Source organism: Tepidimonas sp. (assembly GCF_029335975.1).
Taxonomy (GTDB): Bacteria; Pseudomonadota; Gammaproteobacteria; order Burkholderiales; family Burkholderiaceae_C; genus Tepidimonas.
This window is the reverse complement of sequence record NZ_JARJMT020000037.1, coordinates 1-23,973: the sequence shown is the minus strand read 5'-3', so window position 1 is coordinate 23,973 and position 23,973 is coordinate 1. Positions and strand designations below refer to the sequence as shown.

The 23,973-nt window shown below is 66.7% G+C and carries 23 protein-coding genes and 2 pseudogenes; 13 read left to right on the top strand and 12 right to left on the bottom strand.

The window, feature by feature from the left end; all coding sequences use genetic code 11:
• On the bottom strand, window positions 1-917 hold a 917-nt coding region (locus tag P3W97_RS02075), incomplete at its 3' end, for a YihY family inner membrane protein (protein ID WP_367184581.1).
• Between the two features lie 19 nt (window positions 918-936).
• Between P3W97_RS02075 and P3W97_RS02070 the strand changes: the two genes are divergently transcribed.
• Genes P3W97_RS02070 through P3W97_RS02055 form a run of 4 tightly spaced genes read left to right on the top strand, consistent with a single transcriptional unit; the run spans window position 937 to window position 4,069 of the window.
• Window positions 937-1,374 carry a DUF2069 domain-containing protein gene (locus P3W97_RS02070; RefSeq protein WP_300843326.1) on the top strand — a complete coding sequence of 146 codons (438 nt, stop codon included), beginning with the start codon at window positions 937-939 and terminating at the stop codon, window positions 1,372-1,374.
• Between the two features lie 28 nt (window positions 1,375-1,402).
• Window positions 1,403-2,845, top strand: coding sequence for an FAD-binding oxidoreductase (locus tag P3W97_RS02065; RefSeq protein ID WP_300843324.1), 1,443 nt, complete (start codon window positions 1,403-1,405; stop codon window positions 2,843-2,845).
• Window positions 2,842-3,654 carry a thymidylate synthase gene (locus P3W97_RS02060; RefSeq protein WP_300843300.1) on the top strand — a complete coding sequence of 271 codons (813 nt, stop codon included), beginning with the start codon at window positions 2,842-2,844 and terminating at the stop codon, window positions 3,652-3,654. Before P3W97_RS02065 ends, P3W97_RS02060 begins: the two co-directional genes overlap by 4 nt.
• Window positions 3,655-3,670: 16 nt before the next feature.
• Complete coding sequence (locus P3W97_RS02055; RefSeq protein ID WP_300843299.1) at window positions 3,671-4,069, top strand: DMT family transporter; 399 nt, start codon at window positions 3,671-3,673, stop codon at window positions 4,067-4,069.
• Between the two features lie 141 nt (window positions 4,070-4,210).
• Here P3W97_RS02055 and P3W97_RS11025 read toward each other — a convergent pair.
• Window positions 4,211-4,477 (bottom strand): annotated as a pseudogene (locus tag P3W97_RS11025) (sodium:calcium antiporter); the annotation flags it as partial.
• Between the two features lie 130 nt (window positions 4,478-4,607).
• On the opposite strand from P3W97_RS11025, the gene P3W97_RS02050 reads away from it, so the two are divergent.
• From P3W97_RS02050 to P3W97_RS02035, 4 genes and pseudogenes are all read left to right on the top strand, one after another.
• Window positions 4,608-6,611: a helix-turn-helix domain-containing protein gene (locus tag P3W97_RS02050; protein WP_300843298.1), complete on the top strand. Its 2,004-nt coding sequence runs from the start codon at window positions 4,608-4,610 to the stop codon at window positions 6,609-6,611.
• Window positions 6,608-7,315, top strand: a complete 708-nt coding sequence (locus tag P3W97_RS02045) for an AzlC family ABC transporter permease (protein ID WP_300843297.1) — start codon at window positions 6,608-6,610, stop codon at window positions 7,313-7,315. The genes P3W97_RS02050 and P3W97_RS02045 overlap by 4 nt, the downstream gene beginning before the upstream one ends.
• Window positions 7,308-7,649, top strand: a complete 342-nt coding sequence (locus P3W97_RS02040; RefSeq protein WP_300843296.1) for an AzlD domain-containing protein — start codon at window positions 7,308-7,310, stop codon at window positions 7,647-7,649. The genes P3W97_RS02045 and P3W97_RS02040 overlap by 8 nt, the downstream gene beginning before the upstream one ends.
• A 460-nt stretch (window positions 7,650-8,109) precedes the next feature.
• Window positions 8,110-8,271 (top strand): annotated as a pseudogene (locus P3W97_RS02035) (IS5/IS1182 family transposase); the annotation flags it as partial.
• Window positions 8,272-8,711: 440 nt separating this feature from the next.
• Here the strand turns inward: P3W97_RS02035 and P3W97_RS02030 are convergent.
• Window positions 8,712-9,221: a hypothetical protein gene (locus P3W97_RS02030; protein ID WP_300843295.1), complete on the bottom strand. Its 510-nt coding sequence runs from the start codon at window positions 9,219-9,221 to the stop codon at window positions 8,712-8,714.
• A 26-nt stretch (window positions 9,222-9,247) separates the two neighbouring features.
• Between P3W97_RS02030 and P3W97_RS02025 the strand changes: the two genes are divergently transcribed.
• The 5 genes from P3W97_RS02025 to P3W97_RS02005 all read left to right on the top strand — a co-directional run bounded on the left by P3W97_RS02025 (window position 9,248) and on the right by P3W97_RS02005 (window position 14,736).
• Window positions 9,248-9,421: a hypothetical protein gene (locus P3W97_RS02025; protein ID WP_197052561.1), complete on the top strand. Its 174-nt coding sequence runs from the start codon at window positions 9,248-9,250 to the stop codon at window positions 9,419-9,421.
• Between the two features lie 137 nt (window positions 9,422-9,558).
• On the top strand, window positions 9,559-11,733 hold the full coding sequence (locus tag P3W97_RS02020) for a site-specific DNA-methyltransferase (protein WP_300843294.1): 2,175 nt from the start codon (window positions 9,559-9,561) through the stop codon (window positions 11,731-11,733).
• Window positions 11,730-11,936: a hypothetical protein gene (locus tag P3W97_RS02015; RefSeq protein WP_043699415.1), complete on the top strand. Its 207-nt coding sequence runs from the start codon at window positions 11,730-11,732 to the stop codon at window positions 11,934-11,936. The genes P3W97_RS02020 and P3W97_RS02015 overlap by 4 nt, the downstream gene beginning before the upstream one ends.
• Complete coding sequence (locus P3W97_RS02010; protein WP_043699412.1) at window positions 11,924-12,223, top strand: type II toxin-antitoxin system RelE/ParE family toxin; 300 nt, start codon at window positions 11,924-11,926, stop codon at window positions 12,221-12,223. Before P3W97_RS02015 ends, P3W97_RS02010 begins: the two co-directional genes overlap by 13 nt.
• Complete coding sequence (locus P3W97_RS02005) at window positions 12,220-14,736, top strand: DEAD/DEAH box helicase family protein (protein WP_300843293.1); 2,517 nt, start codon at window positions 12,220-12,222, stop codon at window positions 14,734-14,736. Before P3W97_RS02010 ends, P3W97_RS02005 begins: the two co-directional genes overlap by 4 nt.
• 312 nt (window positions 14,737-15,048) lie before the next feature.
• Here the strand turns inward: P3W97_RS02005 and P3W97_RS02000 are convergent, their stop codons facing one another.
• The 9 genes from P3W97_RS02000 to P3W97_RS01960 all read right to left on the bottom strand — a co-directional run.
• On the bottom strand, window positions 15,049-15,189 hold the full coding sequence (locus P3W97_RS02000) for a hypothetical protein (protein ID WP_156137228.1): 141 nt from the start codon (window positions 15,187-15,189) through the stop codon (window positions 15,049-15,051).
• A gap of 113 nt (window positions 15,190-15,302) precedes the next feature.
• Window positions 15,303-15,869, bottom strand: coding sequence for a dCTP deaminase (gene dcd / locus P3W97_RS01995; protein ID WP_058616447.1), 567 nt, complete (start codon window positions 15,867-15,869; stop codon window positions 15,303-15,305).
• Between the two features lie 54 nt (window positions 15,870-15,923).
• The gene (locus tag P3W97_RS01990; protein WP_300843292.1) at window positions 15,924-16,994 is read right to left on the bottom strand and encodes an adenosine deaminase; all 1,071 of its coding nucleotides are present in this window, start codon (window positions 16,992-16,994) and stop codon (window positions 15,924-15,926) included.
• Between the two features lie 11 nt (window positions 16,995-17,005).
• Complete coding sequence (locus P3W97_RS01985; RefSeq protein ID WP_300843291.1) at window positions 17,006-17,962, bottom strand: aromatic ring-hydroxylating dioxygenase subunit alpha; 957 nt, start codon at window positions 17,960-17,962, stop codon at window positions 17,006-17,008.
• Window positions 17,962-19,125: a BMP family ABC transporter substrate-binding protein gene (locus tag P3W97_RS01980; RefSeq protein ID WP_300843290.1), complete on the bottom strand. Its 1,164-nt coding sequence runs from the start codon at window positions 19,123-19,125 to the stop codon at window positions 17,962-17,964. The genes P3W97_RS01985 and P3W97_RS01980 overlap by 1 nt, the downstream gene beginning before the upstream one ends.
• A gap of 32 nt (window positions 19,126-19,157) precedes the next feature.
• Entirely contained in the window at window positions 19,158-20,078 is a 921-nt protein-coding gene (locus P3W97_RS01975) for an ABC transporter permease (protein ID WP_299021501.1), read from the bottom strand.
• Window positions 20,078-21,133 (bottom strand): ABC transporter permease, encoded by a 1,056-nt coding sequence (locus P3W97_RS01970; protein WP_300843289.1) that lies wholly within the window; start codon window positions 21,131-21,133, stop codon window positions 20,078-20,080. Before P3W97_RS01970 ends, P3W97_RS01975 begins: the two co-directional genes overlap by 1 nt.
• Window positions 21,120-22,649: an ABC transporter ATP-binding protein gene (locus P3W97_RS01965; protein ID WP_300843288.1), complete on the bottom strand. Its 1,530-nt coding sequence runs from the start codon at window positions 22,647-22,649 to the stop codon at window positions 21,120-21,122. The genes P3W97_RS01970 and P3W97_RS01965 overlap by 14 nt, the downstream gene beginning before the upstream one ends.
• A 156-nt stretch (window positions 22,650-22,805) precedes the next feature.
• Window positions 22,806-23,973, bottom strand: a 1,168-nt coding sequence (locus tag P3W97_RS01960; RefSeq protein ID WP_300843287.1) for a glycerate kinase, incomplete at its 5' end; no start/stop codon positions are given.

Here is a 23,973-nt window from a genome sequence, read left to right as displayed (position 1 = left end):
ACGCCCGCCAGTAGGCTGGGCAGGTAGGCCACGATCACCGCCCCCAGCAGCACGATCAACCACAGCAAGTAGAGCCAGACGAGCAGGATCGGCAGCGTGGCAAACGCGCCGTACACCGCCGAATAGGTGGGCACCGTGCGCAGATACCACGCCAGCGCCTGCTGCGCCAGCTCGAACGCGATGGCAACGAACACCCCGCCCACCAGCGCATGCCGCAGGCGCACCGGCGCATTGGGCACATAGCGGTACAGGGCGGCCACCCCCAGCACCACGAGGGCAAACCCCCCGATGTCGAGCAACCAGCGGACCCCCGCATGGACGCCTGGCAGCCAACCTTTCGATACCGACAGGGCGTACGAACTGGCGCTCAGCGCCGCGGCCAGGCACAACGGCCCCAAGGTCAGCAGTGCCCAGTACACCAGCACCCGCTGCGCCAGCGGCCGCAAGCGCCGCACGCGCCAAATATCGTTGAGCTGGCGGTCGATGGTGAGCACCAGCGCCAGCGCCGTGATCAGCAGCACCAGCGCGCCGCTCCAGCCGATCTTGGCCGCGTTGGCCGAAAACTGCCACAGTGCATTGGAAACCTGGCGCGCGATGCTCTCCGGCACCAGGGCCTCGACCATCCAGCGCTGCAGGCGCTGCTCGACGCGCGCAAACGCCGGAAACGCCGAAAAGATCGCCAGCGCCACGGTCAGCAGCGGCACCAGCGAGATGGTGGTGGTAAACGTCAGGCTGCCTGCCGCCACCCCCAGCCGGTCGCGCGCCAGGCGCTCGCGCAGCATGGCCAGCGTGGTGCGCCATGGAAAGTCGCGCAGCGCCCGCCACAGTCGGGCGCCTTCGGCCCGCCAAGCCGCTCGCCAGGCGGCCTGACGACGGGCCCGGGAATGGGGCTGGGTCCGCGAATCGGTGGCGCTCATGCCGTTATCATGCCAGCCGATGGCTGCCCCGTCTGTTCCCCTTGCCCCGCCTGCGCCCAGCCCTGCGCAAACGGCGCTGCGGCTGGCCCGGCGCACCCGTGCGCTGGCCGTGTCGTGCCTGCTCGCGCTCATCGCCCTGGGCCTGGCGTGGGAACTGTGGCTCGCTCCGCTGCGCCCCGGCGGCTCGTGGTGGGCGCTCAAGGTGTTGCCACTGACATTGCCGTTACCGGGTCTGCTGCGGCACCGCATGTACACCTACCGCTGGCTGAGCCTGCTCGTGTGGCTGTATTTCACCGAAGGCATCGTGCGCGCGACGACCGAAAGCGGCCTGTCGGCCCTGCTGGCCTGGACCCAGGTGCTGCTGTGTCTGGGGCTGTTTGCCGCCTGCGCGCTGCACGTGCGCTGGCGGCTGCGAGCGGCACGCCAAGCCGCCTCCGAAGCGGCAACCACGCCCTGATGGAGATTCTGGATCCTGGACGCGCCCCATGCCCCGCACCGATCTGCTGACCGAGCTGCGTGCCACCGTGGGCGCTGCCCATGTGCTGACCGCTGCCGACGGCGACGACCTGACCGCTTACGAGCAAGACTGGCGCCGCCGCCACCGTGGGCGCGCGCTGGCCGTGGTGCGCCCAGGCAGCCCGCAGGAGGTGGCCGCCGTGGTGCGCCTGTGCGCCGCGCACGGCACCCCTATCGTGCCACAGGGGGGCAACACCGGGCTGGTGCTGGGCGGCGTGCCCGACACCAGCGGCCGCCAGGTGGTGCTGAGCCTGCAACGGCTGCAGCGCGTGCGCGCGCTCGACCCCGATAACCTGACCCTGACCGTGGACGCTGGCTGCGTGCTGCAAGTGGCCCAGCAGGCCGCCGAGGCTGCGGGCCTGTGGCTGCCGCTGAGCCTGGCCTCCGAAGGGAGCTGCACCATCGGCGGTAATTTGGCCACCAATGCCGGTGGCACGCAGGTGCTGCGCTTTGGCAATGCGCGCGACCTGTGCCTGGGGCTGGAAGTCGTCACCGCCGACGGCCAGCTCTGGGACGGCCTGAGCGGCTTGCGCAAGGACAACACGGGCTATGACCTGCGCCACCTGTTCATCGGCAGCGAGGGCACGCTGGGCATCATCACCGGCGCGGTGCTCAAGCTGGTGCCACAGCCCGCCGCACGCCTGACCGCGTGGGCCGCCGTGTCGGGGCTGACCGAGGCGCTGGCGCTGCTGGCACTGGCACAACGCCGGCTGGGGCCGACACTGACCGGCTTCGAGGCCATGAACGCGTTCGCGCTCAGCCTGGTGGACCGGCACTTCCCCGACCTGCGCGTGCCACTGTGGCGCGAAAACCCGTGGTGTGTGCTACTGGAGGTGAGCGACCACGATAGCGAAGTGCACGCCCGTGGGGCGCTGGAGGCCACGCTGGCCGCGGCCATCGAGCAGGGTGCAGCGCGCGACGCCATCGTCGCCGAAAGCCTGGCGCAGGCGCGCACCCTATGGCACATCCGCGAAAGCATCCCGCTCGCCCAAGCGCAGGAGGGGCTCAACCTCAAGCACGACATCAGCCTGCCGGTGTCGCGCATCCCTGCCTTCTGCGCGGAGGCAGAAGCCGCGCTGCACGGGACCGTGCCCGGTGCGCGCGTGGTCAATTTTGGCCACCTGGGCGACGGCAACCTGCACTTCAACGTGCAGGCGCCGCCGGATACGGATGCCGCCACGTTCCTGCAGGAACACGAAGCCCACGTCAATCAGCTGGTCTACCGCCTGGTGCAGCGCCACGGCGGCTCCATCAGCGCCGAGCACGGCATCGGCGGGCTCAAGGCGGCGCTGCTGCCTGCGTTCAAGGACCCCACGGCGCTCGCGATCATGCGCGCCATCAAGCGCGCGCTCGACCCTGCGGGCCTGCTCAACCCCGGGCGCGTGCTGCTGCCCGATAATGCAGCCCCATGAGCCAGCGCCCGATCCGCACGCAGTACGAAGACTTCATGCGCCACGTCTTCGAGCACGGCACGCCCAAGACCGACCGCACCGGGGTGGGCACGCGCAGCGTGTTCGGCTACCAAATGCGCTTCGACCTGTCGGAGGGCTTTCCGCTCGTCACGACCAAGAAGCTGCACGTCAAATCCATCATCTACGAGCTGCTGTGGTTTTTGCGCGGCGAGCGCAATGTGCGTTGGCTGCAAGAGCGCGGCGTGACCATCTGGGACGAATGGGCGCGCGCCGACGGTGACTTGGGCCCCATCTACGGCGTGCAATGGCGCTCGTGGCCCACGCCTGACGGCGGACACATCGACCAGATCAGCGAGGTGTTGCATACCCTGCGTACCAACCCCGACTCGCGACGCATCATCGTCAGCGCCTGGAACGTCGCCGACCTGCCCCAGATGGCGCTGGCGCCGTGCCATGCGTTGTTTCAGTTCTACGTGGCCGACGGACGACTGTCGTGCCAGCTCTACCAGCGCAGCGCCGACGTCTTTCTGGGCGTGCCGTTCAACATCGCCAGCTATGCGCTGCTGACGCACATGGTGGCGCAGCAGTGCGACCTAGGCGTCGGCGACTTCATCTGGACCGGTGGCGATTGCCACATCTACCACAACCACGTGGAGCAGGTGCAGTTGCAACTGTCGCGCTCGCCCTACCCCTACCCAACGCTGCGCATCCGCCGCCGCCCGCCGACCCTGTTCGACTACGAATTCGACGACTTCGAATTCCTGGACTACCAGCACCACCCGGCCATCAAGGCGCCCGTGGCGGTGTGAGCCGCCCCTACCCGTGATGCTGTCGCGCGCCCAAGCCCTGGGACTGGTGGCCTTGACGCTGATGTGGGGCGTCAACTGGCCGGTCATGAAACTGTCGCTGCAGGAGCTCTCGCCCCTGTTCTTCCGCGCCGTGACGATGACCGGCGGCGCGCTGTGGCTGTTCGCGTTCTATCGCTGGCGCGGTGTGCGCCTGCCGCCCCGGCGCAGCGAGTGGCGCAGCATCGTCACGCTGGCACTGCCCAACATGCTGGGCTGGCACACGCTGGCCATCTTTGGCGTGGCCGCCCTGGCGTCCGGGCGGGCGGCCATCCTGGGCTTTACCATGCCGGTGTGGACGGTGCTGCTGGGGGCACTGTTCTTCGGCCAGCCGCTGACGCGGCGCACCTCCGTGGCGGCGCTGGCGGTGGTGCGGTAGGCCAGCAGCACGCCGTCTTCCCAGCGCGCGATCTCCCGGCCGCTCATGAAGATGGGCAGGCAGGCCAGCAGCGTGGCCACCCACCATCACCCACAGATCGAAGTTCAGGACAGCTTCGGAAATGGGCAGGCCACGGGGCGCCACCACGCCGGCCAGGCCCAGGCAGACAAGGATGTTGAAAATGTTGCTGCCCACCAGGTTGTCCACGACCAGATCGATGGTGCCGTTGGCGGCTGCGCCCACCGACACCGCCATCTCCGGCGCACTGGTGCCGAGGGCCACGATGGTCAAGCCTACCACCAGGGGCGAGATCCCCCAGGACAGTGACGACCGCGCGGCGCCGCGCGTGAGGCCCTCAGCCCCTGCCACCAGGACGACCACGCCAACGATGAGCAAAACGATGGACATAGCGTGGACCTCCTTCCCCGGATGCAATGTGGCGCCATCGTGCCATAGAGGCACACCTGGCCGCAGACCGACAGAACGAACCGTTTGTTTGTTATAATGAACTCACATCGATATCTATCAGGAAAACCTCGTGAGCACCGTCTCAGCCATCGGCAGGAATCTGCTGCGATTTAGGGAACAGCGAGGGCTCACGCTGGCGGGCTTGTCCGAGCGCAGCGGGGTGGCGAAATCGACCTTGTCGCAGCTGGAAAACGGCGAGGGCAACCCCACGATCGAGACCCTGTGGGCTGTGGCTAACGCCCTGGGAGTGCCCTTCGGCCAGCTGGTCAACGAGGAACTGAGCGACGGCGGCGAGCTGTCGGACAAGGGGGTGATTGTTCGATTAATCGAAAAATCGACCGACGACCCCGAGATCGAGGTCTATCTGATCGAACTGCGGCCAGGCTGCCGCAAGGACTCCGCCCCGCATCCGGAAGGGGTGAAGGAACGCATCACGGTGCTGTCCGGGGCCATGCTGGTGGGGCAGGCCGACCGGCCGCGCATGGTGAGGGCTGGCGACACTCACACCTTCGACGCCGATGTGCCGCATGTGTACGCGGCCACCGAGCAAGGCGGCCGGGCCATGGTGGTGATCGTGTATCCGCCCAAGACCTATTCGGCCAGTGCCTCCACGCTCTACCTAGAGTGGCCCCAGGCCCCGAGCGCCTGGGAGGGGGTGCGCAGCGTGATGGAGCGCGCCCTGCTGGAGGTGTCCAACGGCCTGGGCGCGCGCATCCTGCGACTGCGCGGCGAGCCGCTCAATAGGCGTGACGGCCTGCTCAAGCTGCGCCAGATGCAGCACGAGGCCACCGCCGGTCCCTGGCGCTGGCCGGTGCTGTCGCTGGTGGAAGACGACGCCCAGGGGCCGTATGTCGCCGTGGTGCCCATGCCCCTGACCGGAGCCTTTGCCCAACCCGACCAGGCACCGCCCGCCTGGGCCAACGCCGACCTGCCGGCTGCCGCCATCCGCCTAGCCCGGCTGGCGGAGTCGCCCTTCATCGAGCTGGGCGCGCCCGAAACGGCCGCAATCCAGGCTCATTTGGAGGGCCGCAGCTGGGTGCTCAACAGCCTGGCCGCTGAGGTGCTGCTGCAGCGGGGGCGCATGTGCATGCCGCGGCAGCTGCATCACGTGCGCCCGGCGCCCGCGGCGGCGCAGCGCGGCGGCCGGGACGGGCCGTTCTCCAGCCGCATCGACGTGGAGCAATACGATGCCTTCGAGCTGCTGCACCCCGCCTATGCCCGCCAAGTAGTGGCCGCCGCCCAGGATATCGCAAGCTTCGCCGGACCGCAGCCCGCCTTGCAGGCCATCGACGTGGGCACAGGGCCGGGTCTGCCGTTGCTAATGCTGCACGAGCTGCATCCGGGTTGCCGTTTCCTGGCCGTCGAACCCGATGAGGCGGCGTTTGTGTGCTTGCAGCGCAATGCCCACGGGGTTGAGGGCATCGAGCTGCATCACGGCGGCTTCCTGGAGCTCGACCTGCCGAGCGGCGAGACACCGCTCATCACCTCTTTCGGCGCCTCGCACCACTTCAACACGGCCTTCATGCTGCAAAAGGCCATGCGGCTGCTGCAGCCCGGCGGGCTGCTTGTGGTGGCCGACGAGTTCCTGCCCGAATTCGCCAGCGTGGATGAACGCAACCTCGCTCTGGTGCGCCACCACAGCGCCTACCTGCTGGCCAGCATGGCCTGGGTGGGTGAGCCGCCGGCCTCCGAAGGGGGGCTGGACCTCAGGCTCTACCGCGACTTGCGCCGCTCCATCATCATGGCCATGGTCGCGGCCACCGAGGGCAAATCGACCCAGGCGGTGAGCCTGTGCCGTAACCTGTATGCGCGCCTGTGCGAGTCCGGTTTGCGCGAGCGCCCTGCACATGAGATCGGGGCCTTCGTGCGCTTCTACTGGCTGGAGCTGCAGGCCATGGTAGCCGGCTTCGACTACGAGGTCGAGCGCAAGACCTTCCCGCGCCGCTTTGCCGGGCTGGCCGCGCTGGCCGGGCTGGAGTTGCGCCGCCATCGCCGGGTGTTTGCCACCACCGGCAGCGACGACTGGGGTGGGGGCACCCATGTCTTCACCTTCAGCAAGCCGGAGGGCGCATGACGCGGCAGGTGCTGCGCGGCCTGGGCGACAGCCTGGCCATTGCAGCGGGCTACGTGCCCGTGGCTTTTTCTTTCGGGCTGGCCGCCGTTCAGATGGGTTTGGGGGCTCCATGGGCCGTGGCCATCTCAGCCATCGTTTTTGCAGGGGCCAGCCAGTTCGTGCTGGTGTCCCTGCTCGCCGCCGGCGGCGGGCCGCTGACGGTGGTGCCCACCATCTGGCTGCTCAATGCCCGCCATCTGCTCTACGGTCGGGTGGTGGCCGAACAGCTCGCGCAGGCGCGCCCGGCCCGCGTGCGCCCGGCCCTGGCCTTTGGCCTGACCGACGAAGTCTTCGCCTGCGCGGCCGCGCGTTTGCCCACCCTGGCCCCGGCCCAGCGCGCGGGCTGGCTGGCTGGCCTGCAGGCCGGGGCTTATGGCGCGTGGATCGCTGGCACCTGGCTGGGGGCCGAGACCGGCGCCCAGCTGGTGGACCGGATCCCCCTGCTGCAGGAGGCTTTGCAGTTCGTGCTGCCGGCGCTCTTCCTGTCGCTGCTGCTGCAGATGGGGGTGCACGGACGTGGCCGGGCGCTGTGGGGGGCGGCGGGTGTCACGCTGCTGGGCCTGGCCCTGGGCCCGGCCCATGTGGCCATCCCGACCGGCATGCTGGCCGGTGCGGCCCTCCAGTTGCTGCAGGCACACGTGGACGAGGACGGCGACGATGAGTGAAGCCGGCTGGATACAGCTGCTGACCGTGCTGGCCTGTGGGCTGGGCACCTTCCTGCTGCGCTGCTTGCCCTTCTGGGGGGGGCTGAGTCAAAGTACCGAGCGTTCGAACCTTATCCGCCGCTGGTCCTCGGCCATCGGCCCGGCCGCCATCGCCGCCCTGCTGGTGGCCTCGCTCTTCCCCCTGCTGTGGCCAGCCGCCGGCCCCACCCGCGCCCTGCCCACGGCCGTTGCCATCGCCGCCGTGATCCTCCTCCAGCGCCTGCGCGGGGGGCTGGCGGCCTCCACGCTGCTGGGCACGGGGGTGTATGCGTTGATGTTGTGGGTGAGCGGGTGACGCGTTGTACCCAGCCACCCCCTGATTTACTCTTGACTATTTGATTTATCTGTGGTTTTCGCGCTTTCTCGGCTCAAATATCTCCCCATTTCACATCCTCATATGCGCGAGCTCTGGGAGTTTTTGTCAAGTTTGCCTGCCCCGTCACCGACGATTTCTTCCGCTCTCGCATCGACCACATGATCGATCTGCGCCACCCGCTGGCGGTGCTGGCCTCTCGCATGCCCTGGCAGCAAATCGAAGGATCGGTGGCGCATCTGTTGTCGCGCAAGGCGCGCTCGGGCATCGCCATGCCCGATCTCGATCTGTTTAGTGAACAAGTCCAGCGCAGCGAACGCTTGAGCCACGCGGGGCGTCCTCGCGTGCCGCTGCGCATCATGATCAGCCTCCTGTATCTCAAGCACGCCCTCAACGAGTTGGACGAAGGGGTGGTCCAGCGCTGGCGCAATGCTGGCGCGACTGTATCAGCAAGGGCAAGGCCCGAACACCCGACGAATTCGGTGTCAAGGTGGGCATTGCCAGCACGCACAAGGGCAACCTGATCGTGGGCGCTCGGGCCTTCCATGGCAACCCCTACGACGGCCACACGCTGGCCGAACAACTGGAGCAGGCCAGTATCCTGATACAGGACCGTGCGGTCGATCCCGCAACGGTGTTCGTCGATCGGGGCTACCGGGGGTGGATGCCGACAACCCGGACGTGCGCATCGTGCACCGAGGCAAGACCCAACGGATCAGCAAGCAGAAGAGCAAGCTGCTCAGGCCATGCAAACATCGAGCCCATCCCTTCTTTTGCGCCTGTTGCAGCAGGCCGAGGCGGGGGCGGGGGCGATATCGCTCAGGCCAGGCTTGATGCACTCGCAACCGGGGATCGGGTGAAGATTTCAGGGACGACTATGTTAATGGTCGGCGACGGTGTGCATGGCGGGTTTTATGTTCGAAGCGCGGCGACGCAGCTCTTCCAGCGCCAGGCACACTTCGCGGTCGTCGATGTCGATGCGGATCATGTGCTATCCTTTCAGTGGCCCAAGCATGGGGGCGTCCGACTCATACCCGGAAGTCGTCAAGGACGTGGAGCTCCTGGGGCGGGCCACTTTCGCATGCTCTTGAGCACGATCATCTTGCGCCCGGCGCGCACTTCCCACACCATCACGTAGCGGATACCGGACTGCGGGTGCGAGTATTCAAGCACGATGGCCGGGCGGCCGATATCCGTCGTCCCATCGAGACGCCACTGTCCGTCTCGCAGCGCGATGGCCGCGAGGCGGAAGTCATCGGCGGTCACGGCTAACTGGCCAAGACGCGCCTCTGTCGCCGGATCGCCATGACGCCGAAAAGCGTGACGGACATCATCGGCGGCGAGCGCCCAGTCATAAAGACCCTCGACACCCGCCCGTCTCATCTCATCGCTCGTGAGCAATCCTAGCGTCTGATACGGCTCGACGTGCGCGCGCGCTTCAAGATCTACCTGGCCGATGCGGCCATTGCGCCAGTGGCGATGCGCAACGGCAAAGCTATTCTGGAAGACGCGGCAGCGCTGGGCCTTGCTACCGAGACGGCCGTGTTCAAGCACCTGTTGCCCGCTACTGCGCGCAGACCGTGCGCTTCTCTTACTGGCGTGGCAAAAAAGACTGGGAAGTGGCTCTCGTCGCCAAAGTGGGCGGCGAGCTGTTTCCCTTCGAAGTAAAGTATCGCGCCCAGTACACTGGCGTACGAGAACTCAACGGTCTGATCGAGCTGTGCCAAGCCAAGCGCATCGCGCGGGGCCACTGAGCTTCTGGAGGGCCCGTAACGATGAAACTTAGAGTCTGTGAACGCCAGCGCCCGCTGGGCTTACCACTTGGGCACTACAAACTCACTGTCATGACGCGCGTGGCCGACGACAGGTCGCGAGCCGCAAGGAGGATCTCTTGTCAGCCATCCACGATCTGATTGCCCAGGTCAGCGACCCACGGTTGCGCGAGCGGCTGGCTGCAGAGTGGGCCAGCGCCTCGAAGGAGAAGAAATTCGGCCTGGTGTTCGAGGACCACCTGCCCGAACGGTTGCCGCTGCCCAAGGCCCGGCCGCGCCGCGGTGACCTGGTCTGCCGGCGCGCAGGCCCGCTCAAGGACGTTTGGCGGGTCTTGCGGGTGCGCGACGGCGTCGCGACCTGCGTCCGCCCGGGGGCCGAACCGCATGCAACGCAGACGAACCCCTCGGCCACCGAGACGGTCGATATGGCCGTCGATGAACTGCTCGTGGTGCGCGAATTCGGCGAGCCGATCTTCCCCTCACTGGTACCCATGGACGCGGTGCAAAACGGCGACCCGGCCGGGCCCTGGCACACCCTGATCGAAGCCGACAACTACCACGCCCTGCAGTTGCTGGACTACCTCTATGCCGGCCGGGTGGACTGCATCTACATCGACCCGCCGTACAACACCGGCGCGCGGGACTGGAAGTACAACAACGATTACGTGGACGCCAACGACCAGTGGCGGCACAGCAAGTGGCTGGCCATGATGCAGCGGCGGCTGCGGCTGGCGAAAAAACTGCTCAACCCTGCCGATTCGGTGCTCATCGTCACGATAGATGAACATGAGGTTCATCACCTCGGCATGTTGCTGGAGCAGGAATTCCCCGAGGCGCAGGTGCAGATGGTCACCAGCGTCATCAACCACAGCGGCGTGGCGCGCGCCAAAGCCTTTTACCGCGCCGACGAGTACCTGTTCTTCGTCTTCCTCGGCGCAGCGGCGGTCGTGCCCAACGGCAGGGACATGCTCAACGAGGCTGAGCCTGGCACAGACACAAGGATCGATATTTGGAATCGCCTCTTGCGTCGCGGCACAGGCGCTAGGCGACAGGACAGCCCGAACCTGTTTTATGCATTCTGGGTCGACCCCGTCGCACGGCGCATTCACTCGGTGGGCGACCCGATCCCGCTCGGCCAAAGTCGCGAATCGGTCGCGCCGCCCGCGCCCGGCCTCGTCGCCTGCTGGCCGATCCGTTCCGACGGGACGGAAGGTCGTTGGCAAATCAGCGCGGAGACCGCCCGCAAAGGGCTGGCCGAGGGTACTGTGCGACTGGGCGCTTACACCCGCACGCGCGAGCGCTGGTCAATCTCCTATCTGCGCAACGCCGAGAAAGAGCGCATCCAGCGCGGCGAGATCGAAGTCCTGGGGCGCGACGAAAACGGCGCGTTGATTCTCAGATTCGCCGAGGACGTGCAGCGGGTGAAAAATCCGGTTACGGTCTGGAACCAGCGCTCGCATAATGCCGGAGCGGGCGGCTCCAACCTGCTGCGGGCGCTGCTGCCCGGTCGCCGTTTCCCTTTTCCTAAGTCACTCTACGCCGTAGAAGATGCGCTGCGCTTCTTCGTCGCCAACAAGCCCGAAGCCTTGATCGTGGACTTCTTCGCCGGTTCCGGCACCACGGCGCACGCCGTGCTTCGTCTCAACCGCGAGGATGGCGGACGCCGCCGGTGCATCCTCGTCACCAACAACGAGGTCTCCGCCGAAGATGCTGCCAGCCTGCGCGAGCAGGGGTTCCAGCCAGGCGATCCGGAATGGGATGCATATGGTATCTGCCGCCAGATAACTTTCCCTCGTCTGCGGGCTGCGATCACCGGTAAAACGGACGACGGACAAGCGGTGAAAGGCGAATACAAGTTCAACTTGACCTATCCGATTGCCGAGGGCTTCGCGGCCAATCTCGCCTACTTCAAGCTGGACTTTCTGGACCCCGAGCGCGTGTCGCTGCGCCGCGCGTTCCGCGAGATCCTGCCCTTGCTGTGGCTCAAGGCCGGTGCCGTGGGGCCGAGGCCGGAACTGGCGCGCAACGAACCGGAGCCCGTACTGTTCGCCCCCGAGGGCAGCAACTTCGTCGTACTGCTCGACGAGACGCGGATGGGACGGCTGCTCCAGGCCATCGGCGGCCGCACCGGCCTGTCGCATGTGTTCATCGTCACCGACGCGGACGAGTCGTTCAAGACGATGGCGCAAGAGGTTCGCGACGCCGCCGGGAGGGGCAACCCCGGCTTGCAGGTGGTGCAGTTGTACCGGGATTACCTGCTCAACTTTATGATCAACCAAGGAGGTGCGAAATGACGGCGACCGCGAACGAACAACCCAGCGCCAAAGACGTGCTGCGCGCCGTGATCGAGGCGCAGCCCGAGGATGCCAGCTTTGAGGAAATCCTGCGCGAGCTGGCGTTCGAGCGCATGCTCGAACGCGGCCTGGCCGACGCCCGCGCGGGACGCAGCGTGAGCCATGACGAGGCGCTGCGGAGAATCCGTGCATGGCAGAGCTGAGGTGGACGGCCGAGGCACTGGCCTGGCTGGAGGACATTGACCGTTACATCGCCGCGGACAACCCGCCCGCGGCTGCCAAGGTCGTTGACGGCATCGTGGCCAAGGCGGAACTGGCCGCCGAGTTCCCCGACATCGGTACCCGGCTGCGCGTCGTGCCCGAGGGCGAGGTGCGCATGTTGCTGTACGGTCACTACCGTATTGCGTATCTGCGTCGAGGCGATGCAGCCATCGTCGAAATCCTCGGCGTCTTCCATGGCGCGCTCGACATCAACCGGTATCTGCCATGAAGGTCACGCTGTTCGACTTCCAGAAGGATGCGCTGCACCAGCTGCGCGACAAGCTCACGGCCGCGCGCCGCTTCGCCAGCACCGACAACCCGCAGGCCATTGCCTTTTCCGCACCCACCGGCAGCGGCAAGACCATCATCATGACGGCGCTGTTCGAGGCCATCCTGGATCAGCCCGACGATGAGCTCGCGTGGCCGCTGGACTGGACTCCGCAGCGGGATGCCGTGATCCTGTGGGTGTCCGACATGCCGGAGCTCAACGAGCAGACGAAGCTGAAGATCGAGAGCAAGTCCGACAAGGTTTACCGCGTCCATCAGCTCATCACGATCGATGCGCACTTCGATGCGCCGCAGTTGCAGGGCGGCTGCGTGTACTTCATCAACACGCAAAAGCTGGCCGTCAATCAACCGCTGACCAATCGGGGTGACGGACGCCAGCACCTCATCTGGGAAACGCTGACCAACACCGCCCGCGCGATACCGGACCGCTTCTATGTGGTGATCGACGAAGCCCACCGGGGCATGGCGTCCGGCCGGGGCGCCAAAGAGGCGCAGACCTTGATGCAGCGCTTTCTCCTGGGGCACCCGGAAGTGGGCCTCGTGAAGATGCCGCTGGTCATCGGTGTGTCCGCCACACCCAAGCGCTTTTTGGACCTGCTGGAACATGCACCGCACACGGTGCACAAGGTCGCCATCTCGGCAGAGGAGGTGCGCGCGTCGGGGCTGCTGAAGGACCGCATCTTGATCCACCACCCCGAGTCGCCGACGACGGCCGAGATGGGCCTGCTGCAGGAAGCCGCGCGCCGCTGGCACCAAATGACGCAGGCGTGGCAGCGCTACTGCCAGGAAGAGCAGGCACCGACGGTCTGGCCCATTCTGGTGGTGCAGGTGGAAAATGGCACCGATCACCAGCTCACCCGCACCGACCTCACGGCCGCGCTGGATGTCATCGAGCGCGTCATCGGACGCCGGTTGAACGAGGGCGAAGTGGCCCACGCCATGCACGATGCCGGTGATTTGGACGTGGGGGGTCGCCGGGTGCGGCGGGTCGAGGCATCCCGCATCGATGCGGACAAGGAGATCGGCGTGGTGTTCTTCAAGACGGGCCTGTCCACAGGCTGGGACTGTCCGCGTGCCGAGGTGATGATGTCTTTCCGTCGCGCGGAAGATCACACCTACATTGCCCAGTTGCTCGGCCGCATGGTGCGCACGCCGCTGGCGCGCCGCATCGAAAAAGATGCCGCGCTCAACGATGTGCATCTGTTCCTGCCCTACTTCGACACGCAGGCGGTGCAAAACGTGGTGGCCGCACTGCACAACCAGGAGGACGTGCCGCCGGCCGAGACGGGCTCCAGTCGCGAGCTGGTGGTGCTCCAGCGCCGGGCGGGCACCGAGGCCCTGTTCGCCGCCTTGGACGGCCTGGTGACTTACCGCGTGGGCGCCGTGCGGGCGCAAAGCCCGCTGCGACGCTACATGGCCATGGCGCGCAGCTTGACGCTCGACGGGATCGACGACGAGGCCTGGGGCCAGGCCAAGGCGCAGATCGTGGCGTGGATGACCGAGTGCGTGGCCACTTTGAAGGCCACCGGGGAATTCGATTCGGCGGCGCGCGCCATCACGCAGGTGGGCCTGCGAACCCTGGCCGTGCATAACGGAACCGGCGTGAGTGAGCCGCAAGCGGACTATCGCATCGAGGCATCCAGCGTTGACATCGACCGCCTGTTTGAGGAGGCAGGCCGCGTATTCAGCCACGGCTTGCAAATGGAGTACTGGCGCGCCCACGCCGAGCGCGACGCGGTAGACGTGAAGGTGGAAGCCATCGTGCTGGCGCGCCATCCCACGCAGATGGGCGAACTGGAAAAGCGCGCCGAGCAGGCCTTCCACGCCTTGTACGACCAGCACAAGAAGGCGATCTACCAGCTCAAGGAGCATCGCCGTGCCAACTACGAGAAGTTGCGGCTCGCCACGGCCGAACCGGCCGAGGTGCCGTGGCACCTGCCCCAGGCGATCGACTTCCGGCGACAACCCACGGATACGCTGTGGGAGCGCCATCTGTACGTGGAGGGCAACGGCCAGTTCCGGGCCCAGCTGGGTACATGGGAAGCCGAGGTCCTGAAGGAAGAACTCGCCAACCCGGCAGTGGTGGGCTGGTTGCGCAACCTGGACCGCAAACCCTGGTCGCTGGAGGTGCCCTACATGTCAGGGGGGGAGGTCAGGCCGATGTTCCCCGATCTCGTCATCGTTCGGCAGGTGGAAGGCGGGTATGCGATCGACATCCTGGAGCCCCATCGGCCGGACCTGGACGACAACTTCGAGAAGGCGGTCGGGCTGGCGAAGTTCGCCGAACGACATGGAGCACTCTTTGGGCGCATTCAGCTGATTCGCCAGCAGTCCACCGCCGGCGGTGAGCGCTACATGCGGTTGGAGATCAATCACACCCCCACCATCAAACGGCTGCTGCTGATCACCAGCAATCCGCAGCTCGACGCGGTATTTGCGGAACTTGGCAAGTGAGCAGATAGGGCCTTTGTGAAAGAGATGACTTGACATCCTCCCCGGCCTGAAGTCCGGAGATTCCTTCGGCGCTCAGGCGCGGCCTACCCTGAACGGTGGTGCTTGCCGCGCACTTAGTCGAACGCACGGTAAAGGTGAGCGGTGCATGTCAAGATAGTTGTCGCCTGAATCATGCTGCTAAGGAACCGCTGAATAAACCCCGCCCGTCCGTCTCGAGCGCTGCTGCGCTGGCGGACTGGCCAAAGATGGTGCCGCAGCCCGCACTCAGCGACCCTCGCGGGCCAGATCGGTACCCACGAACCGGCGGATGGCCTAACTGTCGTACAGCGCGTCCTCGAGGCCTTCGTCCGACAGCCCAAAGCCCTTTTGCACGACGTACGCCCTGAGCTCGCGTCGGGTGAGCTTCTTCTTGGAGACGACCTCGAGTTCGGCAAAGCTCGTCTGGATGGGCATGGGGCTGGTCTGTGGGCTGGGTTAGGCAGGGTGTGTCGATATGATGGTGCCAGGTCGTGGGAAGGTTGGGGATTGAATCAGTTGATCCCTAGCCAACGACACGACCGCCGGCTTCACGCCCGCGGCAGCGTCACGCCCCGCTGCCCCTGGTACTTGCCGCCGCGGTCGCGGTACGAGACGTCGCAGACCTCATCGCTCTCGAAAAACAGCACCTGCGCGCAGCCCTCGCCGGCGTAAATCTTGGCTGGCAGCGGGGTGGTGTTGGAAAACTCCAGCGTCACATAGCCTTCCCACTCGGGCTCGAAAGGCGTGACATTGACGATGATGCCGCAGCGGGCGTAGGTGCTCTTGCCCAGGCAGATGGTCAGTACGTTGCGCGGGATGCGGAAGTACTCCACCGTGCGCGCGAGCGCAAAGCTGTTGGGCGGGATGATGCAGTGGTCCCCGTGAAAATCGACGAAGCTCTTCTCGTCGAAGTTCTTGGGGTCGACCACCGTGCTGTGGATGTTGGTAAAGACTTTGAATTCCGGCGCGCAGCGGATGTCATAGCCGTAGCTGCTGGTACCGTAGCTGATGACGCGCCGTCCGTCGACCTCGCGAATTTGGCCCGGCTCGAACGGCTCGATCATGCCGTATTCCTCCGCCATGCGGCGGATCCATTTGTCGCTTTTGATGGTCATGGTGGCGTGGCGCAACAGTCGTTCACTGCATTTTACGTAGGCGACGCGCGCCAGTCAGGCCGCTGCGGCGGCAAACGCGGCATGGAGCCGCTGCAGGTAGCGCGCGCGGGTCGGCTCGTCGATGAACGCGGCCTCGAACCCGTTGGCCAACAAGCGCCACGCCTGACGCGCGCTCAGGCCCAGCGCGGCCACGGTCTGCACCAGGTTGTCGCCCACGTAGCCGCCAAAGTAGGCCGGGTCGTCCGAATGCACCGACACGCACAAACCGGCATCCAGCAGCCGACCCAAGGGGTGCCGTGTCAAATCGGGATAGACGCACAGCTTGACATTGGACAGCGGGCACACCGTCAGCGGCACGCGCTCGCGCGCCAGCCGCTGCATCAGGGCGGGGTCGTGCAGCGCCTGCACGCCGTGGTCGATGCGCTGCACCTGCAACAGGTCGAGCGCTTGCCAAATGTAGTCTGGCGGCCCCTCTTCACCTGCGTGGGCCACGACGTGCAGCCCCAGTGCGCGGGCACGCTCGAAGACGCGCACGAACTGGCGCGGAGGGTGATCGCGCTCGCTGGAGTCGAGCCCCAGGCCGATGAAGTGTTCGCGGTACGGCAGCGCGGCTTCCAGCATCGTCAACCCCTCGTCTTCGCTGAGGTGACGCAGCACGCACAAAATCCACTGCACCGACAGCCCGAGTTCGGTCTGCGCGCGGCGCTGCGCCGCGACCAATCCCTCGAACAGCACGGCCATCGGGATGCCGCGTGCCGTGTGCGTCTGCGGATCGACGAAACATTCGGCATGGACCACGCCGTCGGCGGCCGCGCGCTGGAAGTAGGCCCACGCCAGGTCGTAAAAATCCTGCGCCGTGCGCAACACCCCAGCGCCGGCGTAGTACAGGTCCAGAAAACTCTGCAAGTCGGTAAACGCGTACGCCGCGCGTACGTCCTGCACGCTCGCGTACGGCAGCGTCACGCCGTTGCGCTGCGCCAGCGCGAACATCAGCTCCGGCTCCAGCGTACCTTCGATGTGCAAGTGCAGTTCGGCCTTGGGCGCCGAGCGCAGCAGCGCGGGCAGACGCTGCGCCGGAATGCGGTCGAACGCGATGTCGGGTTCGGCAAGGGCGGCTGAATCCATGGTCGGCTCCGTCAACAAACACCATACGCGATACCGGTGTCACGCAGATACCGCCGATAGGCCGCGCTCAAGCGATCGGCGGCACACATGGCTTCGCCGCCCGCATACAGCGGCAGGCGCTTGGGCGTTTGCGACTCGAGAATCGGTTGGTCCTGGGCGAAGATCATCGCCTGGAAAGTGCGCAGGGACTCGTCTGGGGTGTCGAAATCGGTGGTGTGTTGCACGAACCAGACGCGGCAAGATTCCTCCTGCATCGGGCAGACCCAGAGCACGTAGGCATCGGCGGGTCCGTCACCGTCGGGGCGCTTCTGCAACATCGCCGCAAAAGGGCTGAGCACCTCGTAGCGGTAGCGCACCCAGGTCCCCTGCTGCGCACCCGCGCTCGCCCGCGGTTGCCAGGCCGGGTAGTCGGCGACGAATGGCCGCCCGTCGGGCGTGTGCGAAACCGCGCAAGGGGGAACGTCGGCATGCGCGGGCTCGCCAAGCCAGCCGTCGTGCACGAAGGCAAAGTGCGCCGTGTCCAGAAAGTTCTCCACCACGCGTGGAGCGCTCGTGGCCACGTCGAACGGGCCGTGCGCGACGCAGCGCGGCGGCAGGTCTGGCAGCGCCGGCACCGCCACGCTGGGCTGACCCAGACAGACCCAGACCATGCCGTGGGCCTCACAGGCGGCATACGCGTGCGCCGCTTGGGCTGGTGCCGGGATAAACGCCGGCAAGGCGGGAATGGCGCGACATCGGCCCGCCCCGTCGAAGCGCCAACCGTGGTAGGGACACTGCAGCTGGCCCTGCACCACGGCACCCAGCGACAGCCGCGCGCCGCGGTGGGGGCAGCGGTCGGCCAAGACCTGCACCGCGCCCGCCTCATGGCGCCACAGCACCAATGGCTCGCCCAGCAGCCAGCACGCCAGCGGCGTGGGTCCCACGGCGCTGGCCAGCGCCACCGGCCACCAATGGTCGCGCTCGACCATCACTTACCCGACGGCACCTTGCCCTCGACCCCCTTGACGAAGAAGTTGACCTGGTCTTTCCAGGCCTGATCGGCCTTGACGTCCTTGGCCAGCACTTCCTTGCCGGTGTTGTCGACGATGGGGCCGGTGAAGACCTCGAACTCGCCGCTCTTGAGGCCGGCCTTGACCTCCTCGACCTTCTTCTTGGCCTCCTCCGGCACGACGTCGGCGATCTTGATCAGGTCGTTGAGGCCTTCCTTGACACCCCAGATGGTGCGCTTGTTACCCTGCCAAGTGCCGTCGAGCACTTCCTGCACCGCTTGGATGTAGTATGGCCCCCAGTTGACCACGGCCGACGCCAGGTGTGCCTTCGGACCGAAGCTGCTCATGTCGCTGTCCCAGCCGAAGGCGTATTTGCCGTTCTTCTCGGCCGTCTGTAGCACAGCGGTGGAGTCGGTGTTTTGCAACAGCACGTCGGCACCCTGGTTGATCAGGCTCTGGGCGGCCTCGGTCTCCTTGGGCGGGTCGAACCAGCTGTTGACCCACACCACCTTGAGCTTGATGTTGGGTTTGACGGTCTGCGCGCCCAGCACGAAGGCGTTGATGTTGCGCAGCACCTCGGGAATGGGGAAGGAGCCGACGAAGCCCAACGTGTTGGTCTTGGTCATGTGCGCGGCGATGATGCCGGCCATGTACGTGTCCTGATAAAAGCTGGCGTCGTAGACGCGCATGTTGTCGGCGGTCTTGTAGCCAGTGGCGTGCTCGAACTTGACGTCTGGAAATTCACTGGCCACCTTGAGCATCGGCTCCATGTAGCCGAATGAGGTGGCGAAGATGATCTTGTTGCCCTGCGCCGCCAGGTCGCGGATGACGCGCTCGGCGTCGGCCCCTTCGGGCACGCTCTCGACGAAGGTGGTTTGCACCTTGTCGCCGAAGTGCGCCTCGACGGCTTTGCGACCCAGGTCGTGCGCGAACGACCAGCCAGCGTCACCCACCGGGCCCACGTACACCCAGGCGGCCTTGAGCGGCTGGGGCTTGGGTGCCTCGGCGGCCGGCGCCGGGGCTGGCGCCTTGGCGGCTTCTTCCTTCTTGCCGCAGCCCACCAGCGCCGAGCCGGCCACCAACCCCAGCGCCGCTGCCTTGGCGGCGGTCTTGAGCCATTCGCGTTTGCGCATATCGATCATGGAAACACTCCTTGAGAAAAAATGGGCGATCTTCACGACCCAGGATGAAACGGTTTGCCCAGCGACTGCGGCATGTGGGTGCGAATCCACAGGGGCGAGCGCGAGATGAGCACCAGCACCACGATGGTGGCCAGGTACGGCAGCATGGTCAAGAACTGGCTGGGCACCGCCACCCCCATGCCCTGCAAGTGGAATTGCAGCATCGTCACCCCACCGAACAGGTAAGCCCCCAGCAAAACCCGTGCCGGTCGCCAAGTGGCAAACGTGGTCAGCGCCAGCGCGATCCAGCCCTTGCCCGCAATCATGCCTTCCACCCACAGCGGGGTGTAGACGGTGGACACGTAGGCCCCCGCCAGCCCGCACAGCGCGCCCCCCAGCACCACCGCCAGCAGCCGGATGCGGCGCACGGGATAGCCCAGCGCATGCGCCGATTCAGGGCTTTCGCCCACGCTGCGCAGCACCAGCCCGGTGCGCGTGCGATCGAAAAGCCACACCAACGCCAGCGCCAGCGCGATGGCGCCATAGACCAGCACGTGCTGCCGAAAAAGCGCCGGGCCAATGAACGGCAGATCGGCCAGCAGCGGCACCGCCGGCGCCACCAGCTCTGGCAGTTTGTACTGGGTGTAGGGCTGCCCGGCAAACGCCGACAGCCCCGCGCCCAGCAGGCTCAGCGCCAGGCCGGTGGCGTACTGGTTGGTGTTGAGGTAGATGACCAGCCAGCCAAACAGCAACGACAGCAGCGCCGCCACGCCCATGCCGGCCAAAAACCCGACCGGGTGCACCCCCAGGTGCACCACGGCGGCGAAACCGGCCAAGGCCCCGCACAGCATCAAGCCCTCGGCCCCCAGGTTGACGACGCCCACCTTCTCGTTGATGAGCAGGCCCAGCGCCGCAATCGCCAACACGGTGCCGGCGTTGAGCGTGGCCGCGATCAGCAGAGCCAGCGCTTCCATCAGCCCTTCCTCCAACGCAGACGGTAGTGGATCAGTGTGTCGCAGGCCAGCAACGTCAGCAGCAACAGGCCCTGAAAGACGCCGGTGATCGACTTGGGCAGCCCCAGCCGCGACTGGGCGAGCTCACCACCGATGTAGAACAGGCTCATGAGCAGCGCCGAGCCGACGATGCCCAGCGGATGCAGACGACCCACGAACGCGACGATGATGGCCGCAAACCCATATCCCACCGGCACATGGGGCGTGAGCTGGCCCACCGGCCCCGCCACCTCCAGCGCACCGGCCAGACCGGCGAGCGCACCCGTCACGCCCATGGCCACCCACAGCGCGCGCCGCGACGAAAACCCCGCATAGCGCGCCGCCGCCGGCGCCAGTCCCCCCACCTGCTGCGCAAACCCGGCGCGCGTACGAAACAGAAACACCCACACCGCTACCACCGCCACCAGGGCCATCACCAGGCCCCAATGCAGTCGCAGTCCGGCGTACAGGCGCGGCACCATCGCCTGCGGGTCGAAGCGTTGCGTCTGCGGAAAGTTGAACCCCATTGGGTCTTTCCACGGCCCATAGACCAGGTAGTTGAGCACCTGCACCGCCACGTAGACCAGCATCAGGCTGACCAGGATTTCGTTGGCGTGAAAGCGGTCGCGCAGCAGCGCCGTGATCGCGGCCCAGAGCCAGCCGCCGACCACACCGGCCAGCAGCACCACGGGCCAGACTGGCCAAGCGGCCCCGGCCAGCGCCAGCGCCGTGCCGCTGGCGAACACGGCACCGATGATGAACTGCCCCTCGGCACCGATATTCCAGACATTCGAGCGAAACCCGATCGCCAGTCCCAGGCCGATCAGCAGCAGAGGCGTGGCCTTGAGCAAGAGCTCGCTCCAGGCGCGGGCGTCGCGCACCGGCTCCCAGAAAAAGACGCGCAGACCGGCCACCGGATCCTTGCCCAGCGCGGCAAACAGGGCCATGCCGATCAGCACCGTCAGCGCAATGGCCAGCAACGGCGAGGCATAGCTCCAGGCCACCGAGGGCTGCGAGCGCATCTCAAGCCGCAGCATGGCCAGACTCCTCGACCTCGGGCCACAAGCCGGACATCCACTCACCGATGCGCTGTGCGCTGGCCTCGGCCACCGGCACCGGGGGCGACAGGCGGCCGCGGGCAATCACATACAGCCGATCACACAGTTCGAACAACTCGTCGAGCTCCTCGCTGACGACCAAGATCGCGCAGCCCGCCTCGCGCAGGGCGACGATTTCGCGGCGAATCTGTGCGGCCGACCCCACATCCACCCCCCAGGTGGGCTGTGAGACGATGAGCACCGAGGGACGGGCCTCGATTTCGCGCCCAACGATAAATTTTTGCAGATTGCCCCCGGACAACGCCTTGGCCGCAACATCCGGCCCTGCGGCTTTGACGCCGTAGCGCGCGATGATGTCGCGGGCCTGCGCCCGCAGCGCCCCGAGCCGCAGCCAGCCGCCGCGGCCAACCGCATCACGGCGCGTCAAAAGCAGATTGTGTGCCAACCCGAGCGGGGGGACCGCACCTCGGCCCAAACGCTCCTCTGGTACGAAGTGCAAGCCCTGCCGACGTCGCTGCGCCGGGCCGGCGCGGGCGATGTCGCGCCCCGCCAGGCGCACCGAGCCCGCAGGGGCAGACCTCGTCTCACCCGACAGCGCGCACAGCAGCTCGCGCTGACCGTTGCCCGACACCCCCGCAATGCCCACGATCTCGCCGGCGCGCACCTGCAGGGCAATGTCGTGCAAATCCGTGCCGAACGGCTCCTCGCTGGGCAGCGTCAGGCCGCGTACCTCCAACACCACGTCTGCGCTGGGCGCGCGGTGGGGCGGCAAGGCGGGCGGCTCGCTGCCCATCATCAGGCGCGACAAATCCGCATTGCTGGCCTGCCGTGGATCGCACACGCCGGTCACGCGCCCGCCGCGCATGACGGTACAGGTGTCGCACAGGGCGCGAATCTCGTGCAGCTTGTGGCTGATGTAGAGGATGCTGCAACCCTCGGCGGCCAGTTGTCGCAACACGACGAACAGGCGCTCGACCGCCTGCGGTGTGAGCACCGAGGTCGGCTCGTCCAGGATCAACAATTGCGGCTGGGTCAGCAGCGCGCGCACGATTTCCACCCGCTGGCGCTCGCCCACGGACAGCGTGTGCACCGGCCGGCGCGGATCGATGTCCAGACCGTACTCGTGGGCCTTGATCTCGATCGATTCGGTCACCTCGCGCAGCGACAGCGTGGCATCCAGGCCGAGCCAGACGTTTTCGGCGACGGTCAGCGTCTCGAACAGGCTGAAATGCTGGAACACCATGCTGATGCCCAGGGCGCGCGCCTCCTGCGGATTGCGCACATGCACCGGGCGGCCGTTGAAGAGCATCGCACCGTCGTCGGGCTTGACCGCCCCGTAGATGATCTTCATGAGGGTGGATTTGCCGGCACCGTTTTCGCCCAATACGGCGTGGATGCTTCCCGGCAGCACCTCCAGCGAGACGCCGTCGTTGGCGACCACGCCGGGGTAATGCTTGGTGATGCGGTGCAATTGCAATCGGGGCGGAAGGCTCATGGAACAGAGTCGGTGCCGATCGTGGAATACGCGGGCCGGACGGGATCACGGCGGCGCAAAGGGGTAGATGGTAACGGGGTTCGGCCCACGATCCGTGGATTCACCCAATCCACAGCCTTGGCCCAGGACTGCGCGCCGCCAGCGGCAGACCGCCGATCACGCCAGGCCGGCTCTTGTACCGGGCGCAGCCCCCGCATCGAGCCACAGCGCACGAAAATCGTTGACATTGGTGTGCGTGGGGCCTGTGATGAGCAGGTCGCCCAGCGCAGCGAAAAAGCCGTAGCTGTCGTGCTGGTCCAAATGCTCACGAGCCGACAGGCCCCGCGCCCGGGCGCGCAGCAGCGTGTCCGGGGCGACGAAGACACCGGCGTTGTCCTCGGTGCCGTCGATGCCGTCCGTATCGGCCGCCAGTGCCCACACACCCGGTATTGCGTCCAGCGCCAGTGCCAAGCCCAGGCCAAATTCTGCCGCCCGTCCCCCGCGCGGGCGCAGACCCGATCCCTGCGGGGCGGGGCGAAGCGTCACTGTGGTTTCGCCACCCGACAAAATCACACACGGCGGACGAAAGGGGCCATGCCCCTGCATGGCATAGCGAGCCAGGGCGGCATGTACGCGTGCGACCTCGCGCGATTCACCCTCCAGAGCATCACCCAGCACGTAGGCCCGCAGCCCCAGGCGCTCAGCCTCGGCAGCGGCGGCCTGCAGCGCGTCATGCGGCCTGGCAATCAGGCGCACCGTGCACGCGGCCCAGCGCGGATGATCGGGCTTGGGCGTCTCGTGCCGCCCTGCGGCCAGATCCGCCCGCACGGTGGGCGGCAACGCGATGCCGTAGCGGTCCAGCACCGCCAGCGCATCGGCGTCGGTGCTGGCATCGGCCACTGTGGGGCCGCTTGCGATCACCGCTGGGTCGTCCCCCGGCACGTCGCTGATGACCAGCGTGCAGACAGGCGCTGGCGCTGCAGCCAGTGCCAGCCTTCCCCCTTGGATGCGAGAGAGATGCTTGCGCACGACGTTCATCTCGTGGATCGACGCGCCGCTGACCAGCAGCGCGCGGGTGATGGCCTGCAAATCCGCCAAATCCAGACCCGGCACCGGCAGTCCCAGCAAGGCCGAGCCGCCGCCGGAGATGAGTGCGATCACGAGATCGTCGGGCCCCAGACCCTGGACAGAGTTCAGCAGCCGTTGCGCCGCTTGCACCCCGGCTGCGTCGGGCACGGGGTGCGCGGCCTCCAACACATCGATGCGCGGCGGCACATCCGGGGGCCGTGGGGGGGTATGGCCATAGCGCGTGACCACGCAGCCGGTCAGGGGGGCCTGCAAGGGC